The 17,967-nt window shown below is 63.6% G+C and carries 7 protein-coding genes; 5 read left to right on the top strand and 2 right to left on the bottom strand.

Annotated elements, in window-relative coordinates; translation table 11 throughout:
• Positions 1–13: 13 nt before the first annotated feature.
• Positions 14–2,158, bottom strand: a complete 2,145-nt coding sequence (gene recQ, locus ACLEJW_RS03250) for a DNA helicase RecQ (RefSeq protein ID WP_313300674.1) — start codon at positions 2,156–2,158, stop codon at positions 14–16.
• A 244-nt stretch (positions 2,159–2,402) separates the two neighbouring features.
• On the opposite strand from recQ, the gene ACLEJW_RS03245 reads away from it, so the two are divergent.
• Complete coding sequence (locus ACLEJW_RS03245) at positions 2,403–2,990, top strand: YecA/YgfB family protein (protein WP_145193524.1); 588 nt, start codon at positions 2,403–2,405, stop codon at positions 2,988–2,990.
• 7 nt (positions 2,991–2,997) lie between these two features.
• Positions 2,998–3,363 (top strand): YbaN family protein, encoded by a 366-nt coding sequence (locus ACLEJW_RS03240; protein WP_313455737.1) that lies wholly within the window; start codon positions 2,998–3,000, stop codon positions 3,361–3,363.
• Positions 3,364–3,404: 41 nt separating this feature from the next.
• Here the strand turns inward: ACLEJW_RS03240 and ACLEJW_RS03235 are convergent, their stop codons facing one another.
• Positions 3,405–12,014: a retention module-containing protein gene (locus ACLEJW_RS03235; protein WP_440776967.1), complete on the bottom strand. Its 8,610-nt coding sequence runs from the start codon at positions 12,012–12,014 to the stop codon at positions 3,405–3,407.
• Positions 12,015–12,478: 464 nt separating this feature from the next.
• On the opposite strand from ACLEJW_RS03235, the gene ACLEJW_RS03230 reads away from it, so the two are divergent.
• From ACLEJW_RS03230 to ACLEJW_RS03220, 3 genes are all read left to right on the top strand, one after another.
• Positions 12,479–13,852 carry a TolC family outer membrane protein gene (locus ACLEJW_RS03230; protein WP_145186379.1) on the top strand — a complete coding sequence of 458 codons (1,374 nt, stop codon included), beginning with the start codon at positions 12,479–12,481 and terminating at the stop codon, positions 13,850–13,852.
• Between the two features lie 72 nt (positions 13,853–13,924).
• Complete coding sequence (locus ACLEJW_RS03225) at positions 13,925–16,060, top strand: type I secretion system permease/ATPase (protein ID WP_440776975.1); 2,136 nt, start codon at positions 13,925–13,927, stop codon at positions 16,058–16,060.
• Positions 16,061–16,127: 67 nt separating this feature from the next.
• Positions 16,128–17,480, top strand: coding sequence for an HlyD family type I secretion periplasmic adaptor subunit (locus ACLEJW_RS03220; protein WP_313300650.1), 1,353 nt, complete (start codon positions 16,128–16,130; stop codon positions 17,478–17,480).
• Positions 17,481–17,967: the final 487 nt, after the last annotated feature.

The raw sequence follows: 17,967 nt of genomic DNA, 5'->3' as shown, positions 1-17,967 counted from the left end.
CAAATGCCGCCTGCTACAGCTCGAACTCAGCTGCCAGCGCCGCTCGGATGCAATACAGCACGCCTTCAGGCACACGAGCACCGAACAGTGGCGCAATTGCCGATACCGGGGGCAACTCACCCTCGCCATCGAGGAACGCGTCCTGGACCTCCATCATCAGGTCTTCCGGCAGATCGAGCGCCTGCTCCAGGCTCAGTTCCTGGCGGCCCAAGGCTTCGGCCAGCAAGCTGTAGACGTTTTTCTCGCTGCACTGCAGCTGGCCGGCGATCTGCGCCGGGGTCATGCCGGCGCGGGCCAGGCTGACCAGCTCGTGGCGCAAGTCGAGCACCACCTTCGGCGCCTCCTCGGTGCCGCCGCTGCTGTTGAGCACCTCGAGGAAGGCTTGGCCGTAGCGCTCCAGCTTGCGCGCGCCGACGCCGCTGACCTGGGCCATGTCGCTGAGACTGGCAGGCTGGCTGCGCAGCATCTCCAGCAAGGTGGAATCGGGGAAGATGACGTAAGGCGGCACGCTGTGCTCCTCGGCCAGCTTGCGCCGCAGGGTGCGCAGCGCTTCCCACAGGTCGCGCTCTTCGGCGCGCACCAGCTGACTGGCCGGGCTCCCGCCGCTGGAAGACGCCTTGGCCACGGTTTGTGGTTTTAGATCGCGCCGCAGCTGCAGGTTGACTTCACCGCGCAGGAGCGGCCGGCAACTGTCGGACAGACGCAGGCCGCCATAGCCTTCCAAATCGATGTCGACCAGCCCACGGGCTACCAACTGGCGGAACAGCGAACGCCACTCGGCCTCGGCCAACCCTTTGCCAACACCGAACACCGAAAGCTTTTCGTGGCCGAAGTTGCGTACTTTCTCGGTGTCCTTGCCCAACAGCACGTCGATCAGATGGCCCACGCCATAACGCTGACCAGTCCGAAACACCGCAGACAGCGCCTGACGGGCCGGTTCGGTGGCGTCCCAGGTCTGCACCTGGTCGACGCAGTTGTCACAGTGCCCACAAGGCTGCTCGAGCACCTCGTCGAAGTAGGCCAGCAGCGCCTGGCGGCGGCAGCGGGTCTCCTCGCACAAGGCAAGCATGGCATCGAGCTTGTGCTGCTCTACGCGCTTATGGCGCTCGTCGCCTTCGGAGTTCTGCAGCATCTGCTTGAGCATCACCATGTCCTGCAGGCCGTAAGCCATCCACGCATCCGATGGCAGGCCGTCACGGCCGGCGCGGCCGGTTTCCTGGTAATACGCCTCGAGCGACTTGGGCAAATCCAGGTGGGCCACGAAGCGCACGTTGGGTTTGTCGATGCCCATGCCGAAGGCGATGGTGGCGACCATGATCAGCCCCTCTTCGTTGAGGAAGCGATGCTGGTTGGCAGAACGGGTCTCGGCCGGCAGCCCGGCGTGATAGGGCAACGCTGGAAAGCCCTGCTGACAGAGAAACGCGGCGGTTTCATCGACCTTCTTGCGCGACAGGCAGTAGACGATGCCGGCATTGCCGCGGCGCTCGCCGAGAAAGGCCATCAGCTGCTTGCGAGGCGCTTCCTTGGGCACGATGCGGTAGAAGATGTTAGGCCGGTCGAAACTTGAAAGAAAGCGCTCGGCGCCTTGCAGGTGCAGGCGCTGGACGATCTCTTCGCGGGTGCGCATGTCGGCAGTGGCGGTCAGGGCGATGCGCGGCACGTGGGGGAACAGCTCGGCCAACTGGCCCAGTTGCAGGTATTCGGGACGGAAGTCATGGCCCCACTGCGAGACACAGTGGGCCTCGTCGATGGCGAACAGCGAGATGTCGAGGTCGCGCAGGAAGTCCAGCATGCGCGGCTGCACCAGGCGCTCAGGGGCGAGGTAGAGCATCTTCACCTCGCCGCGGCGCAGGCGCCCGGCCAGATCGCGTTGCTGCTCGGCGCTCAGGGTCGAATTCAGCGCCGCCGCCGCCACGCCGAGTTCGTCCAGGGTGGCGACCTGATCGTCCATCAGGGCGATCAACGGCGATACCACCACCGTCAGGCCCGGACGCAGCAAGCCTGGGACCTGGAAACACAAGGACTTGCCGCCGCCGGTCGGCATCAGCACCAGGGCATCGCCGCCATTGGCCACGCATTCGATGATCGCTGCCTGGCGCCCGCGGAAACTGTCGTAACCGAAGATATCCTTAAGAACGCGCTGAGCCTGTTCGAGCATGTGCAACTCCACAAATCGCCGTACCATCCTGGACACAGGCTGGACGATAACTTCGCCCCGCACACGCCAAAAGCGTAAGCGGCTTTTGCCAAAGGGCCGGGAAACCCTACCCCTGGATGAAAACGGCGAAGTATACCGCAGTGGCGGCCCGCGCAGGACGCCCGGTGACAGACGTTCCCTTTGCCCCGCCGTCGCTGCAAGGTGCTAGAATTCGTTATCGTTTATTCCCCAAGGTAGCCCTGTAATGTCCTTCGCCGAGCAACTGACCCGCCTGCAAGCCTTCCTCGACGCCGACGAGCTGCACGAAGAAGCGCTGGACTACGTCGCCGCCCACGGCTACCTGACCGCGCTGTCGATCTGCTCCGAAGACGTTCCAGAGCGTGAATGGATCGACGCCCTGTTCGCCGAAGAACCGCACTATGCCAGCGAGGCCCAGCGCACCGAGATCGAGGCGACGCTGGTCGCACTCAAGGGTCATATCGCCCGCCAGCTGGCCAGCGACGAAGAATTCGACCTGCCCTGCGAGCTGGACCTGACCGACGAGCCTGACGACTCCGACCTGCGCGGCTGGTGCATCGGCTTCATGGAAGGCGTGTTCCTGCGCGAAGAGGCCTGGTTCGAAAACGCCGAAGAAGAAGTCAGCGAAATGCTGCTGCCGATCATGGTCGGTTCGGGCCTGTTCGACGAACAGCCAGAGTTCGCCGACATCGCCAGCAACGCCAACCTGCAGGATGACATGATCGTGCAGATCCCGGAGGCGCTGAGCGCGCTGTTCCTGCTGCTGCACGCGCCTGAGGAAAAGCCGGCCCTGCTCAAGCCACGCCACCACTGAGCCGGCCGTGCGCTACCTGCTGCTGGCCATCGGCTGGCTCAGTGTCGCGCTTGGGGTGCTGGGTATCTTCCTGCCGCTGTTGCCCACCACCCCCTTCCTGCTGCTGGCGGCGGCCTGCTTCGCGCGCAGCTCGCCGCGCTTTCATCATTGGCTGGTCAATCACCCCAAGCTCGGCCCGTGGATCACTGACTTTCTCAACGGTGAAGGCATCCCGCTCAAGGGCAAGGTCTACGCCATCGGCCTGATGTGGCTCAGCATCGGCGTGTCGTGCTATCTGGTGCCGCTGTTCTGGGCAAGGGCCTTCATGCTGACCAGCGCCTTGCTGGTGAGCCTGTACATCCTCAGGCAGAAGACCCTGCGCCGTCCTCGCTGAGCTCTTGGGGGCGTGGCTCACCCCCCTCGCCGCAGCATGGCTTACACGGTATCCACCTTCAGGGAATGGTCGTTGATCATGCCGTTGATGATCGTGGCCGTGTCCTGCCCCGCTGCGATCAGCCCGCCCGCTCCTGCCGTGACCCCGTAATGCTGGGCCAGGTCGACACCGGCCAGGTCGATGGTCTGGGTCGGGGCGGCCCCTGCCACACTGCTCACCTCGATGGTCGAGATCACACCGTTGCCCACACCGCTGATCTTGAAGTGCAGGTAGTCATCCAGCGAGGCCGAGGTAGCGTTCTCGCCTTGCAGCAATTGCGACAGGTCCAGGTGATCGCTGCCAGGAGTGAAGTCGGTCACCGTGTCGTGGCCGCTGTCGCCTTTCTGCCAGACGAAGGTGTCGTTGCCATTGCCCCCGGTCATGATGTCATTACCCGGACCGCCGATGATGATGTCGTTGCCATCACCGCCCATGAGCACATCGTTACCCAGCCCACCACTGAGCACGTTGTCGCCAGCGTTGCCGATCAAGGTGTCGTTGTAGTCCGAACCGATCAGGTTCTCGATGCCTATCAGGGTATCGAGGCCCGCAGCGCCAGTGGCTTGCTGCCCGGTCAGGCTGAGATCGACGTGCACGGCGCCATTGGCCGAGGCATAGCTGGCGGTATCGACGCCGGCGCCGCCGTCGAGCAGGTCGTTGCCAAGCCCCCCAATCAGCAGATCGTTTCCGTTGCCGCCGTACAGGGTGTCATTGCCTGCACCGCCGACCAGCACGTCGTTGCCATCGCCGCCGTCGAGCACCGTGTCGCTGGCGTTGGCCAGCAGCACGTCGTCGCTGGCGGTGCCAGTGAGGGTAGCGCCGGCCTGGTAGCTGATATCTGCGGCGCCGGTCGCACTGCCGCCATGGCCGTCGGTGAGCGAGTAGGTGGCCTGATGCACTTCGTTGACCGCGTTGCTGTAGTCGACCACCAGGCTCAATTTGTAATTTTCCGCAGCCTTGCTACCGCCCAGGGCATCCGCCTCGTTGACCACATGAATGCTGTACACACCGTCGTGGCTGGCGGTGAAGTTGCCGCCATCGGCAAGCGGCTGGTAAGCGCCATTGGCATCTTTCCAGGCCAGGCTGAGATTGCCCTCGGGACGGTCGTGGTCCAGGTGCAGCGTTTCACCTTTGCGCAGGCTGACGGTGATCACATCCTCGGCATTGGCATTGCCACTGTAGACCGTACCCAGGTAGCCCAACACCACCAGCGCCGCCGTCATGCTGCCAGCACTGGTGGTGAAGGCGCTGCGCTCTAGCACTTTGGCCTGGTTGCTGCGGCTGTTGGCAGTACCGTCGAAACTGATGTCCTTGATGGTGCTGCCAACGCTGAAGCCTGCGCCCTTGGCGGCGAAATCGGTGTTGAAGGTGATGGGCGCGGCCTTCAGGCGATCGTGGTCGGCGTCGCTGTCGTTGGCCAGCAGCACTTCGGACGCCACGGTGACACTGGCACCAGTGATGTTGGTGATCACATGATCGCTGCCGGCGACCGGAGCATGGTTGGCCGCCACCCGCACCACCAGGCTGGCGCTGCTGGTGTCGCCGTCGTTGTCACTGAGGGTGAAGCCGAAGCGCTCGGCCTGGCTGGCGTCGCTGGTCTTGGGTGGGGCATAGGTGTAGTCGCCGTTGTCCATAGCGACCATCAGGCTGCCGCCCAATTGGGTCTTGATGGTCAACGTGTTGCCGGTGGTGTCGAAGCTGGCGTGGTCGCCCCCACCGCTGACGCCATAGCCGCCCTGCCCGCCGTTGGCCTTCGGATCGAAGGTGTAGGTGGTACCGTCGACCAGCAACGCCTTGATGAAACCACCGTCGGCGCCGAAGGTGCCGCCGCTCAACAAGCTACCGGTGATGGGCGAGCCTTGGACGGTGCCCGAGAGCACATCCTGCAACTGAGCGAAGTCGGTGACGATGACTGACTGGGTGTCGGTATGGGTGCTGCCGTCGTACGCCAGCGGGTTGAGGTTGCCAGCGTTGATATCGCGCCCTAGACCGATGGCGTACGACTTGATGCCGTTGCTGTCGAGGAAGTTTTCCCAGTTGGTTTCACGATCGCCGGTGATGGCGTGCCCGGCGGTAGGCTCGCCATCGGAGAAGAAGTAGCTGACGTTCTGCGCACCGGCCAGTTTGCCGTTCTGCCCGAAGGCGTTCTGCGCCGCGCTGGTGGCGCTGTCGTAGTAGGTCGAGCCGCCAGCTTTCAGGCCACTGACGATCGACTTGGCAACATCGATGCTGACCCACTCGGGCGACTTGATCTGCGCGCCACTGCCGAAGGTAACGATCTGCACTTTGATGTCACCCATGTCATCGTACTTGTCGAGCACCGCGGCGATCGCCTGCTTGGCGGCTTCCAGGCGCGTCAGGCCCGGCACCCCGGAGGCGGCGGCCATGCTGCTGGAAACGTCGATGACCAGCAGGATGTTGGAATCCACCTGACCCGGCGTGATGCTGCGCTCGGCGCACACCGCCGTCGGCACGTCGTCGACGATGCTGATGGCGATGTTGCTGATAACGCTGTGACCCAACGAGTCGGTGGCTTTGTAGGCGAAATACTCGACGGCAGTATTGCCTCCAGGCGTACTCGCAGGCGAGGTCAGCGTGTAGGTGTAGCTGCCGTCGGCATTGACGCTGATCTGCCCGTATTGCCCTACAGCGTTGCCGACCAGGCTGTAGGTGAGTGCGCCGATGCCGCCGGACACCGAGCCTACCAGTGAACCGGAGGCCGTCTCACCAGTCGAGGTCGGATCGCTGCCGATCACGCTGCCGGCAGCCAGATCGTTGCCATCCTTGTGCAGGTCGAGGGCCTTTTCGAACACCGTGACATCGCGGTCGACACAGGCTTCCAGGCGCGGGTCATGCACGTTGATGGTCAGGGTCGTGGTGCTCTCGTCGCCATCGGCATCGCGAATGGTGTAGACGAAGGTATCCACCGCATCGCGAGGCGACACCACATCCGGGTTGGCTTGATAAACCGCATTGCCTTTTTCGTCGAGAATCAGGTAACCGTACTGGCCCTGCACTTGGGCGTTGAGCTGGCCGATGGCCGAGCTCGAGGTATCGCCACCGACGCGCACCCCCACCACGTAGTTGCCATCGGCCCGTACGTCGGCGCCAACCACATCGTTGTGCAGCACATTGCCGCGCACCTCATCGCCTTTGTACACACTGACGTAATCGCAGTGCGCCTGGGGCACGTCGTCGACGATGCTGATGACGATGGTGCTGGTGGCCGAATGGCCATGGGCGTCCTGGACCTGGTAGGTGAAGGACTCGGTCACCGTATTGGCGCCGTCATTGGCAGGAGTGGGCGAGTTGGCCGGCGAGGTCAGGGTATAGGTGTAGCTGCCATCGGCATTGAGTTGGAGCTGACCATACTGGCCGACGGCATTGCCCACCAGGGTGTAGGTCAGTGCACCCAGGCCACCGCTAACCAGGCCGGTGAGACTGCCAGAAGCCGTTTCCAACGGTGAGCTCGGGTCGCTACCGGTCACCGTGCCTGCCGCCAGATCATTACCGTCCTTGCTCAAGTCCAGCGCTTTTTCGAACACCGTGACCTGGCCATCCATGCACACTTCGATGCGCGGGTCATGCACGTTGATGGTCAGGGTCGTGGTGCTCTCGTCGCCGTCGGCATCGCGGATGGTGTAGACGAAGGTATCCACCGCATCGCGTGGCGATACCACGTCCGGGTTGGAGTGGTAGACCGCGTTGCCCTTCTCGTCGATGGTCAGGTAACCGAACTGGCCCTGCACCTGGCTGTTGAGCTGGCCGATGGCAGAGCTCGAGGTGTCGCTGCCGGCGCGCACGCCGACCACGTAGTTGCCGTCGGCGCGCACGTCTGCGCCGACCACGTCGTTGTACATCACGTTGCCGCGCACTTCGTCGCCCTTGTACACGCTGACGAAATCGCTGTGGGCCTGGGGCACGTCGTCGACGATGGTGATGACGATGGTGCTGCTGGTCGAGTTGCCGAGGGAGTCCTTGACCTGGTAGGTGAAGGTTTCGCTGACGCTGTTGGCGCCGTCGTTGGCGGGGCTCGGCGACGTCGCAGGGGAAGTCAGGGTGTAGGTATAGGTGCCATCGGCATTGAGCTGCAACTGGCCGTACTGGCCGGTAGCGTCGCCGACCAGGCTGTAGGTCAGTGCACCGACACCGCCTGTGGCAGAGCCGACCAGGGTGCCGCTGGCGGTTTCGCGGGTTGAGGTCGGGTCACTGCCGTTGACGGTGCCGGCCGCCAGGTCGTTGCCGTCCTTGTTCAGATCGAGGGCGCTCTCGTACACCGTGACATCACGGTCCTCGCAGGCCATCAGCGAGTTGTGTACGTTGATGGTCAGGGTCGTGGTGCTCTCGTCGCCGTCGGCATCGCGGATGGTGTAGACGAAGGTATCCACCGCATCGCGGGGCGATACCACATCCGGGTTGGAGTGGTAGACCGCGTTGCCCTTCTCGTCGATGGTCAGATAACCGAACTGGCCCTGCACCTGGCTGTTGAGCTGGCCGATGGCCGAGCTCGAGGTGTCGCTGCCGGCGCGCACGCCGACCACGTAGTTGCCGTCGGCGCGCACATCTGCGCCGACCACGTCGTTGTACATCACATTGCCACGCACTTCGTCGCCCTTGTACACGCTGACGAAATCGCTGTGGGCCTGGGGCACGTCGTCGACGATGGTGATGACGATGGTGCTGGTGGTCGAGTTGCCGAGGGAATCCTTGACCAGGTAGGTGAAGGTTTCGCTGACGCTGTTGGCGCCGTCGTTGGCGGGGCTCGGCGACGTCGCAGGGGAAGTCAGGGTGTAGGTATAGGTGCCGTCGGCATTGAGCTGCAACTGGCCGTACTGGCCGGTAGCGTCGCCGACCAGGCTGTAGGTCAGTGCACCGACACCGCCTGTGGCAGAGCCGACCAGGGTGCTGCTGGCGGTTTCGCGGGTTGAGGTCGGGTCACTGCCGTTGACGGTGCCGGCCGCCAGGTCGTTGCCATCCTTGGAGAGATCGAGGGCGTTTTCATACACCGTGACTCCGCCAGCGGGCCCTGCGACAAGCGAGCAATCCTGCACATTGATGGTGATGGTGGCGGTACTCTCGTCGCCATCGGTGTCGCGAATCGTGTAGACGAACACATCGGTTGCGCCCTGGGCCGCCACGGCATTGGGGTTGGCCTGGTAGATCGCGTTACCGGCAGCGTCGATGGTCAACGTGCCGTATTGACCGACAATGGCTGTATTCAGGTTGCCAAGGGCCGAGGTTGTAGTGTCGGAACCTGCACGGGCGCCGATCACCACATTGCTGGTGCCGGCCTGATCCGCGCCGAGGCTGTCGTTCCACAGCACGTTGCCCGAAACAGTGCCACCCTCCACCACGCCTGCGCTATCGGCGTTGGCCTGAGGCACATCATCGACAATGTTCACGTCCAGGCTGCCCGTGGCGGTGCTGCCGTCGATGTCCTTGGCGACGACTTCAAATTGCTCGCTTAGGCTGTTGGTACCGGCGCCGTCAGGGTGCGTTTCGTTGTCGTTGAGGGTGTAGCTGTAGCTCACCACGCCCGTAGCTGCGTCGTAGCCGGTAACCGTCAGGGTGTTGCCTTGAGCGGTGGTGATCGACTGCGGGAAGCCGGCAGCCACGCCTGCGCTCACGACGGCAATGCCGCCCACCGACAGGCTTTGCAGGCCATCCGGAGCGCTGACGGTGAAGGTGCCTTGTTGCGTCAAAGCAGCCGCATCAGGTGCGGTGCCGTCACTGAGGTTCTTCTCGTAAACGGTCAGCTCGCCGCCCTGCACGTTCAGGCCATCGAGCGTGACCGGGTCGTTGAGGTTGCTGATATTGAGGGTCAACGTGGCGCTGCTGGTGTCGCCGTCGGCGTCCTTGATGGTGTAGCTGAAGTTCTCCACGCCATTGCCGCCACCGCCCAGGTTCTTGAAGTCGGGGTCGTTGGTGTTGAGGGTGTAGGTATAGGAACCATCAGCCGCAAGCACCAGGGTGCCGTAGGTACCGGTGAAGGTGCCGGCGATGACCGGGCCGCCAGGTACCCGGTCGGCGCCCTGTACGTCGTTGGTCAGCACGTTGCCGGTCAGTTCCAGGCGCTGTTCGCTGGCCGTGGCAGCGTTGGTGTCATCGATGGCGTTCGGCACATCATCGACGATGTTCACGTCTAGACTGCCCGTGGCGGTGCTGCCGTCGATGTCCTTGGCGACGACTTCAAATTGCTCGCTTAGGCTGTTGGTACCGGCCCCGTCAGGGTGCGCTTCGTTGTCGTTGAGGGTGTAGCTGTAGCTCACCACGCCCGTAGCTGCGTCGTAGCCGGTGACCGTCAGGGTGTTGCCTTGGGCGGTGGTCATCGACTGCGGGAAGCCGGCAGCCACGCCTGCGGTCACGACAGCAATGCCGCCCACCGACAGGCTTTGCAGACCATCCGGGGCGCTGACGGTGAAGGTGCCTTGTTGCGTCAAAGCAGCGGCATCGGGTGCGGTGCCGTCACTGAGGTTCTTCTCGTAAACGGTCAGCTCGCCACCCTGCACGTTCAAGCCATCGAGCGTGACCGGGTCGTTGAGGTTGCTGATATTGAGGGTCAAGGTGGCGCTGCTGGTGTCGCCGTCGGCGTCCTTGATGGTGTAGCTGAAGTTCTCCACGCCATTGCCGCCACCGCCCAAGTTCTTGAAGTCGGGGTCGTTGGTGTTGAGGGTGTAGGTATAGGAACCATCAGCCGCAAGCACGAGAGTGCCGTAGGTACCGGTGAAGGTGCCGGCGATGACCGGACCGCCAGGTACGCGGTCGGCGCCCTGTACGTCGTTGGTCAGCACGTTGCCGGTCAGTTCCAGGTGTTGTTCGGTGGCCGTGGCAGCGTTGGTGTCATCGATGGCGTTCGGCACATCATCGACGATATTCACGTCCAGGCTGCCCGTGGCGGTGCTGCCGTCGATGTCCTTGGCGACGACTTCAAATTGCTCGCTTAGGCTGTTGGTACCGGCGCCGTCAGGGTGCGTTTCGTTGTCGTTGAGGGTGTAGCTGTAGCTCACCACGCCCGTAGCTGCGTCGTAGCCGGTAACCGTCAGGGTGTTGCCTTGAGCGGTGGTGATCGACTGCGGGAAGCCGGCAGCCACGCCTGCGCTCACGACAGCAATGCCGCCCACCGACAGGCTTTGCAGACCATCCGGGGCGCTGACGGTGAAGGTGCCTTGTTGCGTCAAAGCAGCCGCATCAGGTGCGGTGCCGTCACTGAGGTTCTTCTCGTAAACGGTCAGCTCGCCACCCTGCACGTTCAGGCCATCGAGCGTGACCGGGTCGTTGAGGTTGCTGATATTGAGGGTCAACGTGGCGCTGCTGGTGTCGCCGTCGGCGTCCTTGATGGTGTAGCTGAAATTCTCCACGCCATTGCCGCCACCGCCCAGGTTCTTGAAGTCGGGGTCGTTGGTGTTGAGGGTGTAGGTATAGGAACCATCAGCCGCAAGCACCAGGGTGCCGTAGGTACCGGTGAAGGTGCCGGCGATGACTGGCCCGCCAGGTACCCGGTCGGCGCCCTGTACGTCGTTGGTCAGCACGTTGCCGGTCAGCTCAAGGCGCTGTTCGCTGGCCGCGTTGGCGTTGGTGTCATCAATGGCGTTCGGCACATCATCGACGATATTCACGTCCAGACTGCCTGTGGCGGTGCTGCCGTCGATGTCCTTGGCGACGACCTCGAACTGCTCGCTGAGGCTATTGGTACCGGCCCCGTCTGGATGGGTTTCGTTGTCGTTGAGGGTGTAGCTGTAGCTCACTACGCCAGTACTCGGGTTGTAACCGGTAATGGTCAGCGTATTGCCAGCGGGTGTAGTGATCGACTGGGGAAAGCCTGAGGCGTTGCCACCGATGACCACGTCGATGCCGCCGACACTCAGGGAAGCCAAACCGTCCTTGGCGACCACGGTGAAGGTGCCGCGTTGAGTCAGGGCAGCGGCGTCGCTGGCCGATCCTTGTGGAAGGTTCGCCTCGTTGAGGCTCAGCTCGCCGGTGGCAGCATCCAGCCCAAGCAGTGTGACCGGGTTGTTCTCGATGACAGGGGGCGTAACAGGAACAGTCCCGCCGTCGCCCTGATCCACCGGCGCAGGCGGAGCGGCCAGCGCACTGCCATTGCTTGGGTCCTGACCACCCACCTCGAGACTCGGCAGTTCCGGAATGCCGTTGAAACCCGCCGTCGGGAAGCCCACCACGGGATCGACGCGGGCGCCGACTTCGGTGAGCATCACGAAACTGTGGCCGCCGCCCAGGGCGCCAGGCGCAGTGCCAGCATTGGGACCTGCCGCGGGCGCTTCGGCGCTCTGCGTAGGGTCATCGCCTGCAGCGATGGCTTGCTGGATGCGCTCCACATCAGTCAGTTGCGCATCTGTCGGTGCCGGATCGTGGGTCAGGGTGTGCGGCGCCTGGTTGGCAAGCAGTTCGGTGGTCATCTCCAGGCTGCTGTCACGGCCCAGGGTCAGCTGCGCGCCGTTTTGCAATCGCACGGCCACCGCACCCGCAGCGCCGGTCTCCAGCTGCTCACCCGCGTACAGCCGATCACCTTCGATCAACGGGCGGCGGCTGCCATCACTGCCGACTGCGAACACTTCACCAACCACCTTGCTGACCACACCGACTAACTTAGCCATGGGCAAACGCCTCCCCTCACTGTTGGGTACTGCAGCCAGCGACGGCGATGACAGGTGATGGCGAGGAACCCGAACCATCTCAACGGTGAGAATCGATCCCTCAGCCCTACTTTGGCGATAGTAGGAAAGTCGTTTGGCTTACTTAAGCGCCAAATTTTTGTCGCCAAATTCCGCTTTCACCTGACCGTACCGCGTCCTTAGCTGTAAAAAATCTGGAACTCGCTGCAATGCCCCAAATACGGGGTCGCGCAGCGGGTCGCGAAATCACTTGGATGAAACAATGTCTTGGTTTTCATAGACCGCATAAGTTTTTTTTAGCATAAGAAATATTCCAAAAAGTTCTTAGCTCGCGCGCGAAATGTTCTTAGCTCTGTTGTTACAAACGTGAAACTATTCGGACCATAAATTTCGTCATTTTTTTGGCGAAAGCTAAGAAAATTTTGTGACCAGGGAGAAGTAGCCCCATGCGCGTATTAACCCCCCTCGCCAGCGCACTGTTGATGGCCATGGCCTGCATGAATGCCGAGGCCATGTCCCTCAACCAGGCCATTCAAAGTGCCGTGGATTACCACCCGGAAATCAGCTCCAATCGCAACAGCAAGCTCTCGGCAGATGAGGATGTGAAATTCGCCCGTGGCGGCTACTTCCCGACCGTGGACCTGGTGGCCGGGTACGGCCGGCAGCGCTCGGACAACCTCAATACCCGCGGCATCAACCCAGACGGCACGCGCAACCACAACAAGGAAACCCTCAACTACACACAGTCCGAACTGCGCCTGCGGCAAATGATCTTCGACGGCTTCAATACCTCCAACGAAGTCGGCCGTACCGAAGCCGTGGCGACCTCCCGTGCGTACTACACCCAGGGCGTTGCCCAGGACGTCGCGCTGCGTGCCATCGAGGTCTACCTCGAAGTACTCAAGCGCCGCGAGCTGGTCGACCTGGCGCGCAACAACCTGCAGGCGCACCTGCGCGTCAATGACCAGATCGGCCTGCGCAGCGAACGTGGTGTCGGCAGCACCGCCGACCTCGACCAGTCACGCGCCCGCCGCGCGCTGGCCGAGAACAACCTGGACACCGCCGAGGTCGATCTGGCCGATGCCGAAGCAAGCTTCTACAGCGTCGTAGGACGCCTGCCCGACGAATTGGAAGGCCCGCAATCGGTCAAGGTGCAGATGCCGGCTACCCTCGACGAAGCACGCGAAGGCATGCGCCAGAACAATCCGTATCTGAAGTCAGCGCAGGCTGACGTCAACGCCGCCGAGAAGCAGTACGAAGTGGCCAAGTCGCCCTTCTATCCACGACTCGACGCGGTACTGGCCACGGGTGCCAACAACAACCTTGGCGGCGAGCGCGGGCATGCCAACAACGACTGGCAGGCCGGCGTGGAGCTCAACTACAACCTGTTCCGCGGCGGCAGTGACAAGGCGCGCCTGCGTTCGGACTCGCACAAGATCAACCAGGCCCTGGACATCCGCAACAACGCCCTGCGCGAGCTGACCGAGAACCTCAGCCTGTCCTGGAACGCCATGAACAACGCGCGCAAGCAGACCCCAACCGCGCGCGAGTACGCCGAAACCACGCAGCGCGTGCGCGCCGCCTACCAAGACCAGTTCGGCCTTGGCCAGCGCACCTTGCTCGATGTGCTCGACAGTGAAAACGAGCTGTACAACGCCAATCGCCGCTACACCGAAGTGCGTTACACCGAAGAATTCTCGATGTACCGCGTGCTGGCGACCATGGGTGAATTGCTCAGCAAGCAGCGCATTTCGCTGCCGCCGGAGGCGATTGCCAACAACGAGGTGAAGACCGAGGCCCGCCTGCCGGACATGCGCTGAGCTCGCACGTTGGCACGCAGTACCCGCACGCAATCCCATTCACCCTGGCGGGAGTAGGCCATCGTGACCAGTATGCAAAGCGCGCAACCGCGCCAGGACGTCGATGATCCGCTGCTCGACGGCCTGTTGATCCTGTGCCGCCTGCACGGGCGCAGCGCCAGCCGTGCGAGCCTGTGCAGCGGCCTGCCGTTGGCGCGCCAGCGCCTGAGCCTCGAGCTGCTGCCCAGGGCGGCGGCGCGGGCCGGCTTGCAGGGCCGTGTGTTAGCGCGCGCGCTGGACGCTATCTCGCCCCTCAACCTGCCCGTGCTGCTGTTGCTCGACAATGACCGCAGCGCGGTGTTGCAGCGCTGGGGCGACGATGGCCGGGCGCTGATCCTGCCGTGTGAAGCGCAGGGCGGCGAGCAATGGGTCGAACGTGAGGCGCTGCAGCAGGCGTACACAGGCCAGGCCCTGTTCGCCCGACCGCGGCACACCCTGGAAGACGTGCGCGCGCCGCTGCTGCCACGGGTCAATGCCTGGTTCCGCGACACCTTGCGCCATTCGCGCAAGCTCTACGGTGACGCCTTGCTGGCCAGCCTGTTGATCAACGTGCTGGGGCTGATGGTGCCGCTGTTCGTCATGCAGACTTACGATCGCGTAGTGCCCAACCAGGCGCTCTCGACCTTGTGGGTACTGGTCGCCGGGCTGTTCATCGGCACCGCCTTCGAGCTGGTGCTGCGCATGGTCCGCGCTCACCTGCTGGACCAGGCCGGGAAGAAGACCGACCTGATTCTTTCGGCGACGTTGTTCGAACGTATCACCGGCATGGCGCTGAAGGCCAAGCCCGCCACGATCGGCGGGTTCGCCCAAAGCATCCATGACTTTCAGGGCCTGCGTGAGTTTCTCACTGCCGTGACCCTGACCAGCATCATCGACCTGCCCTTTGTGGCACTGATGCTGCTGGTGATCGGCCTGCTCGGCGGCTGGTTGGTGGTGATTCCATTGATCGCCTTTCCGTTGGCTGTGGGCTTTGCATTGGTCATCCAGGCGCGTCTGCGTGACACCGTGCAGAAGAGCCTGAGCTTAGGCGCCGTGCGCCAGGCCCTGCTGATCGAGACCCTGGGCGGGCTGGAAACGCTCAAGGCCTGTGGTGCCGAGAGCGAGCGTCAGTATCAGTGGGAACACACCAATGCCGCGATCGCCAGGCTCGATGCGCATGCGCGCAACCTGTCGTCGCTGGCCAGCAACGGCACGCTGTTCATCCAGCAGTTCTGCGGCATGGCCACGATCGTGGCCGGCGTCTACAGCATCATTGCCGGTAACCTGAGTGTCGGCGCCCTGGTCGCCACCTACATGCTCGGCAGCCGAGTGCTGGCCCCCCTGGGTCAGATCGCCGGCTTGATCACCCGCTACCAGCAGGCCCAGCTGACCATGCGCAGCACCGACGCCCTGATGGCCCTGCCCCAGGAACGACAAACCGAGCAGCAGGCCCTGGAACACACAGCGCTCACTGGCGAACTGGCGCTCAGCCACGTCACGTTCCGTTACCCAGGGCAAGTCAATGCGGCGCTCAACGACGTCCGGCTGAGCATTGCACCGGGTGAGCGCATCGGCATCGTCGGCCGCAGTGGCTCGGGCAAGAGCACCCTGGGGCGCTTGCTGATGGGCTTTCATCATCCCGACGAAGGGCAAGTGCTGCTCAACAACCTGGATCTGCGCCAACTGGACATCGCCGACCTGCGCAGCCAGATCGGCTACGTGGCCCATGACCTGCCGCTGCTGGCCGGCAGCCTGCGCGACAACCTGACCTTGGGCGCCCGCCACATCAGCGACGCGCGCATGCTGGAAGTGGCCGAATTGACGGGCGTCAGCGAGCTGGCCCGGCAGCATCCCAATGGCTTCGATCGCCCGGTGGGTGAGCGTGGCCAACTGCTCTCCGGTGGTCAACGCCAGGCCGTGCTGCTGGCGAGGGCGCTGTTGCTGGAGCCGCCGGTGTTGATCCTCGACGAGCCCACCAGCCACATGGACAACAGCAGCGAAGAGCAACTGCGCCAGCGTCTGTTGGCCTGGGTGCCGGGCAAGACCGTGCTGCTGGTGACCCACCGTACCTCGATGCTCAGCCTGGTAGACCGCTTGCTGGTCCTGGACAACGGCAAGATCGTCGCCGACGGGCCGAAGGATGCAGTGGTCGATGCGCTGCGCAAAGGCCGCATCGGCTCGGCCCTCTGAGGCGACTTATTCAACCCGTGGCGGTTGCCGCTAGCGCACCGTGCCACTGAAATACATGAGGTAGGCCATGGCTTTGAGCCATAACATCCGTAGCGGCCACGGCAAGCGTCAGCGCGCCGAGGCCGACTACATGCCAGAGCTGGCCGGCGCCACCCTGGACGACTCGTCGCGCCTGTCGCGCCTGACCGTGTGGCTGGCCGCCGCGCTGCTGCTGGTGGCGCTGATCTGGGCCAGCCTGGCGGTGCTCGATGAAGTCACCGTCGGCGAAGGCAAGGCAATTCCATCGAGCAAGGTGCAGGTGGTGCAGAACCTCGAAGGCGGGATCGTCACCGAGATCTTCGTGCGCGAAGGCCAGATGGTCGACAAAGGCGCGACCTTGCTGCGCCTGGACGATACCCGTTTCAAGTCCAACAAAGGCGAAAGCGAAGCCGACCGCTACGCGCTGACGGCCCAGGTCGAACGCCTGTCGGCCGAGGCCGAGGGCCGTCCGTTCAAGCTGTCGGACGAAGTACGCGCCAAGGCGCCGCAGGTGGCCGAAGACGAGATGGCGCTATACGGCTCACGGCAACGGCGCCTGGCCAGTGAAAAACAGACCCTCAACGAACAGTTGCGCCAGAAAAATCAGGAACTTGCCGAGTTTCGTTCCAAGGTCGAGCAATACCGCTCGGCGGTGGCCCTGTTGCAACAGGAAACCGACATGTCGGCGCCATTGGTGAGCAAAGGCGCCATCTCGCCAGTGGAAATTCTGCGGTTGAAACAGCGCACCGTCGAGGCCCGTGGTCAGCTCAATGCCACCAACCTGGCCATCCCCCGTGCGGAAGCTGCGATTGCCGAGATCAAGAGCAAGATCGAGGAGTCCGAAGCCGGATTCAGGTCCGATGCGGCCAAGGAGCTCAACGACAAGCGCACCGAGCTTTCGAAGATCACCGCCAGCAGCATTGCCATCGATGACCGGGTCAACCGCACCACGGTGGTGTCACCGGTGCGCGGCATCGTCAAATTGCTCAAGGTCAACACCATTGGTGGCGTGGTCCAGCCGGGCAGCGACTTGGTGGAGATCGTGCCGATCGAGGACAACCTGCTGATCGAGGCCAAGGTACGGCCGCAGGATGTGGCGTTTCTGCATCCGGGGCAGCCGGCGATGGTCAAGTTCAGTGCCTATGACTACACCATCTATGGTGGGCTCAAGGCCAAGCTGGAGCTGATCGGTGCCGACACGGTGACTGATGACAAGGGCAACGCCTTCTACCTGATTCAGGTGCGCACCGATAAGAACCATTTGGGCGGGGACAACAAGCCGTTGTTGATCATTCCAGGGATGGTGGCCACGGTCGATATCATCACGGGGCAGAAGAGCGTTCTGGATTACCTGCTCAAGCCGGTGCTCAAGGCGCGGACCGAGGCGCTGCGGGAGCGGTGAATGGGTGGGGGTGACGGGCGTTTGGTTTGGTTTGGTATGGGTGGCGGGCGGTGGAATGGGCGCCGCGTGGGCGGCGCATCGCGAGCTGCGCTCGCTCCTACGGTGGGTGGGGGCGTGCGCTGGCGGGTGGGGACTGGCGGGCGTTCGGCTTGGGATGGGTGGCGGGCGGTGGAATGGGCGCCGCGTGGGCGGCGCATCGCGAGCTGCGCTCGCTCCTACGGTGGGTGGGGGCGTGCGCTGGCGGGTGGGGACTGGCGGGCGTTCGGTTTGGGATGGGTGGCGGGCGGTGGAATGGGCGCCGCGTGGGCGGCGCATCGCGAGCTGCGCTCGCTCCTACGGTGGGTGGGGGCTTGCGCTGGCGGGTGGGGGTGGCGGGCGTTCGGTTTGGGATGGGTGGCGGGCGGTGGAATGGGCGCCGCGTGGGCGGCGCATCGCGAGCTGCGCTCGCTCCTACGGTGGGTGGGGGCGTGCGCTGGCGGGTGGCTCA

It is taken from the genome of Pseudomonas sp. SMSB3 (assembly GCF_052041965.1).
Lineage (GTDB): Bacteria > Pseudomonadota > Gammaproteobacteria > Pseudomonadales > Pseudomonadaceae > Aquipseudomonas.
The sequence above is the reverse complement of the archived record's forward strand: the minus strand, read 5'-3'. Positions and strand labels throughout refer to the sequence as shown.

Coding starts and splice junctions, on each gene's coding strand:
- ACLEJW_RS03235 (WP_440776967.1), bottom strand. CDS start 12,014: ATGGCTAAGTTAGTCGGTGTGGTCAGCAAGGTGGTTGGTGAAGTGTTC.
- ACLEJW_RS03225 (WP_440776975.1), top strand. CDS start 13,925: ATGCAAAGCGCGCAACCGCGCCAGGACGTCGATGATCCGCTGCTCGAC.
- ACLEJW_RS03245 (WP_145193524.1), top strand. CDS start 2,403: ATGTCCTTCGCCGAGCAACTGACCCGCCTGCAAGCCTTCCTCGACGCC.
- recQ (WP_313300674.1), bottom strand. CDS start 2,158: ATGCTCGAACAGGCTCAGCGCGTTCTTAAGGATATCTTCGGTTACGAC.
- ACLEJW_RS03220 (WP_313300650.1), top strand. CDS start 16,128: ATGGCTTTGAGCCATAACATCCGTAGCGGCCACGGCAAGCGTCAGCGC.
- ACLEJW_RS03230 (WP_145186379.1), top strand. CDS start 12,479: ATGCGCGTATTAACCCCCCTCGCCAGCGCACTGTTGATGGCCATGGCC.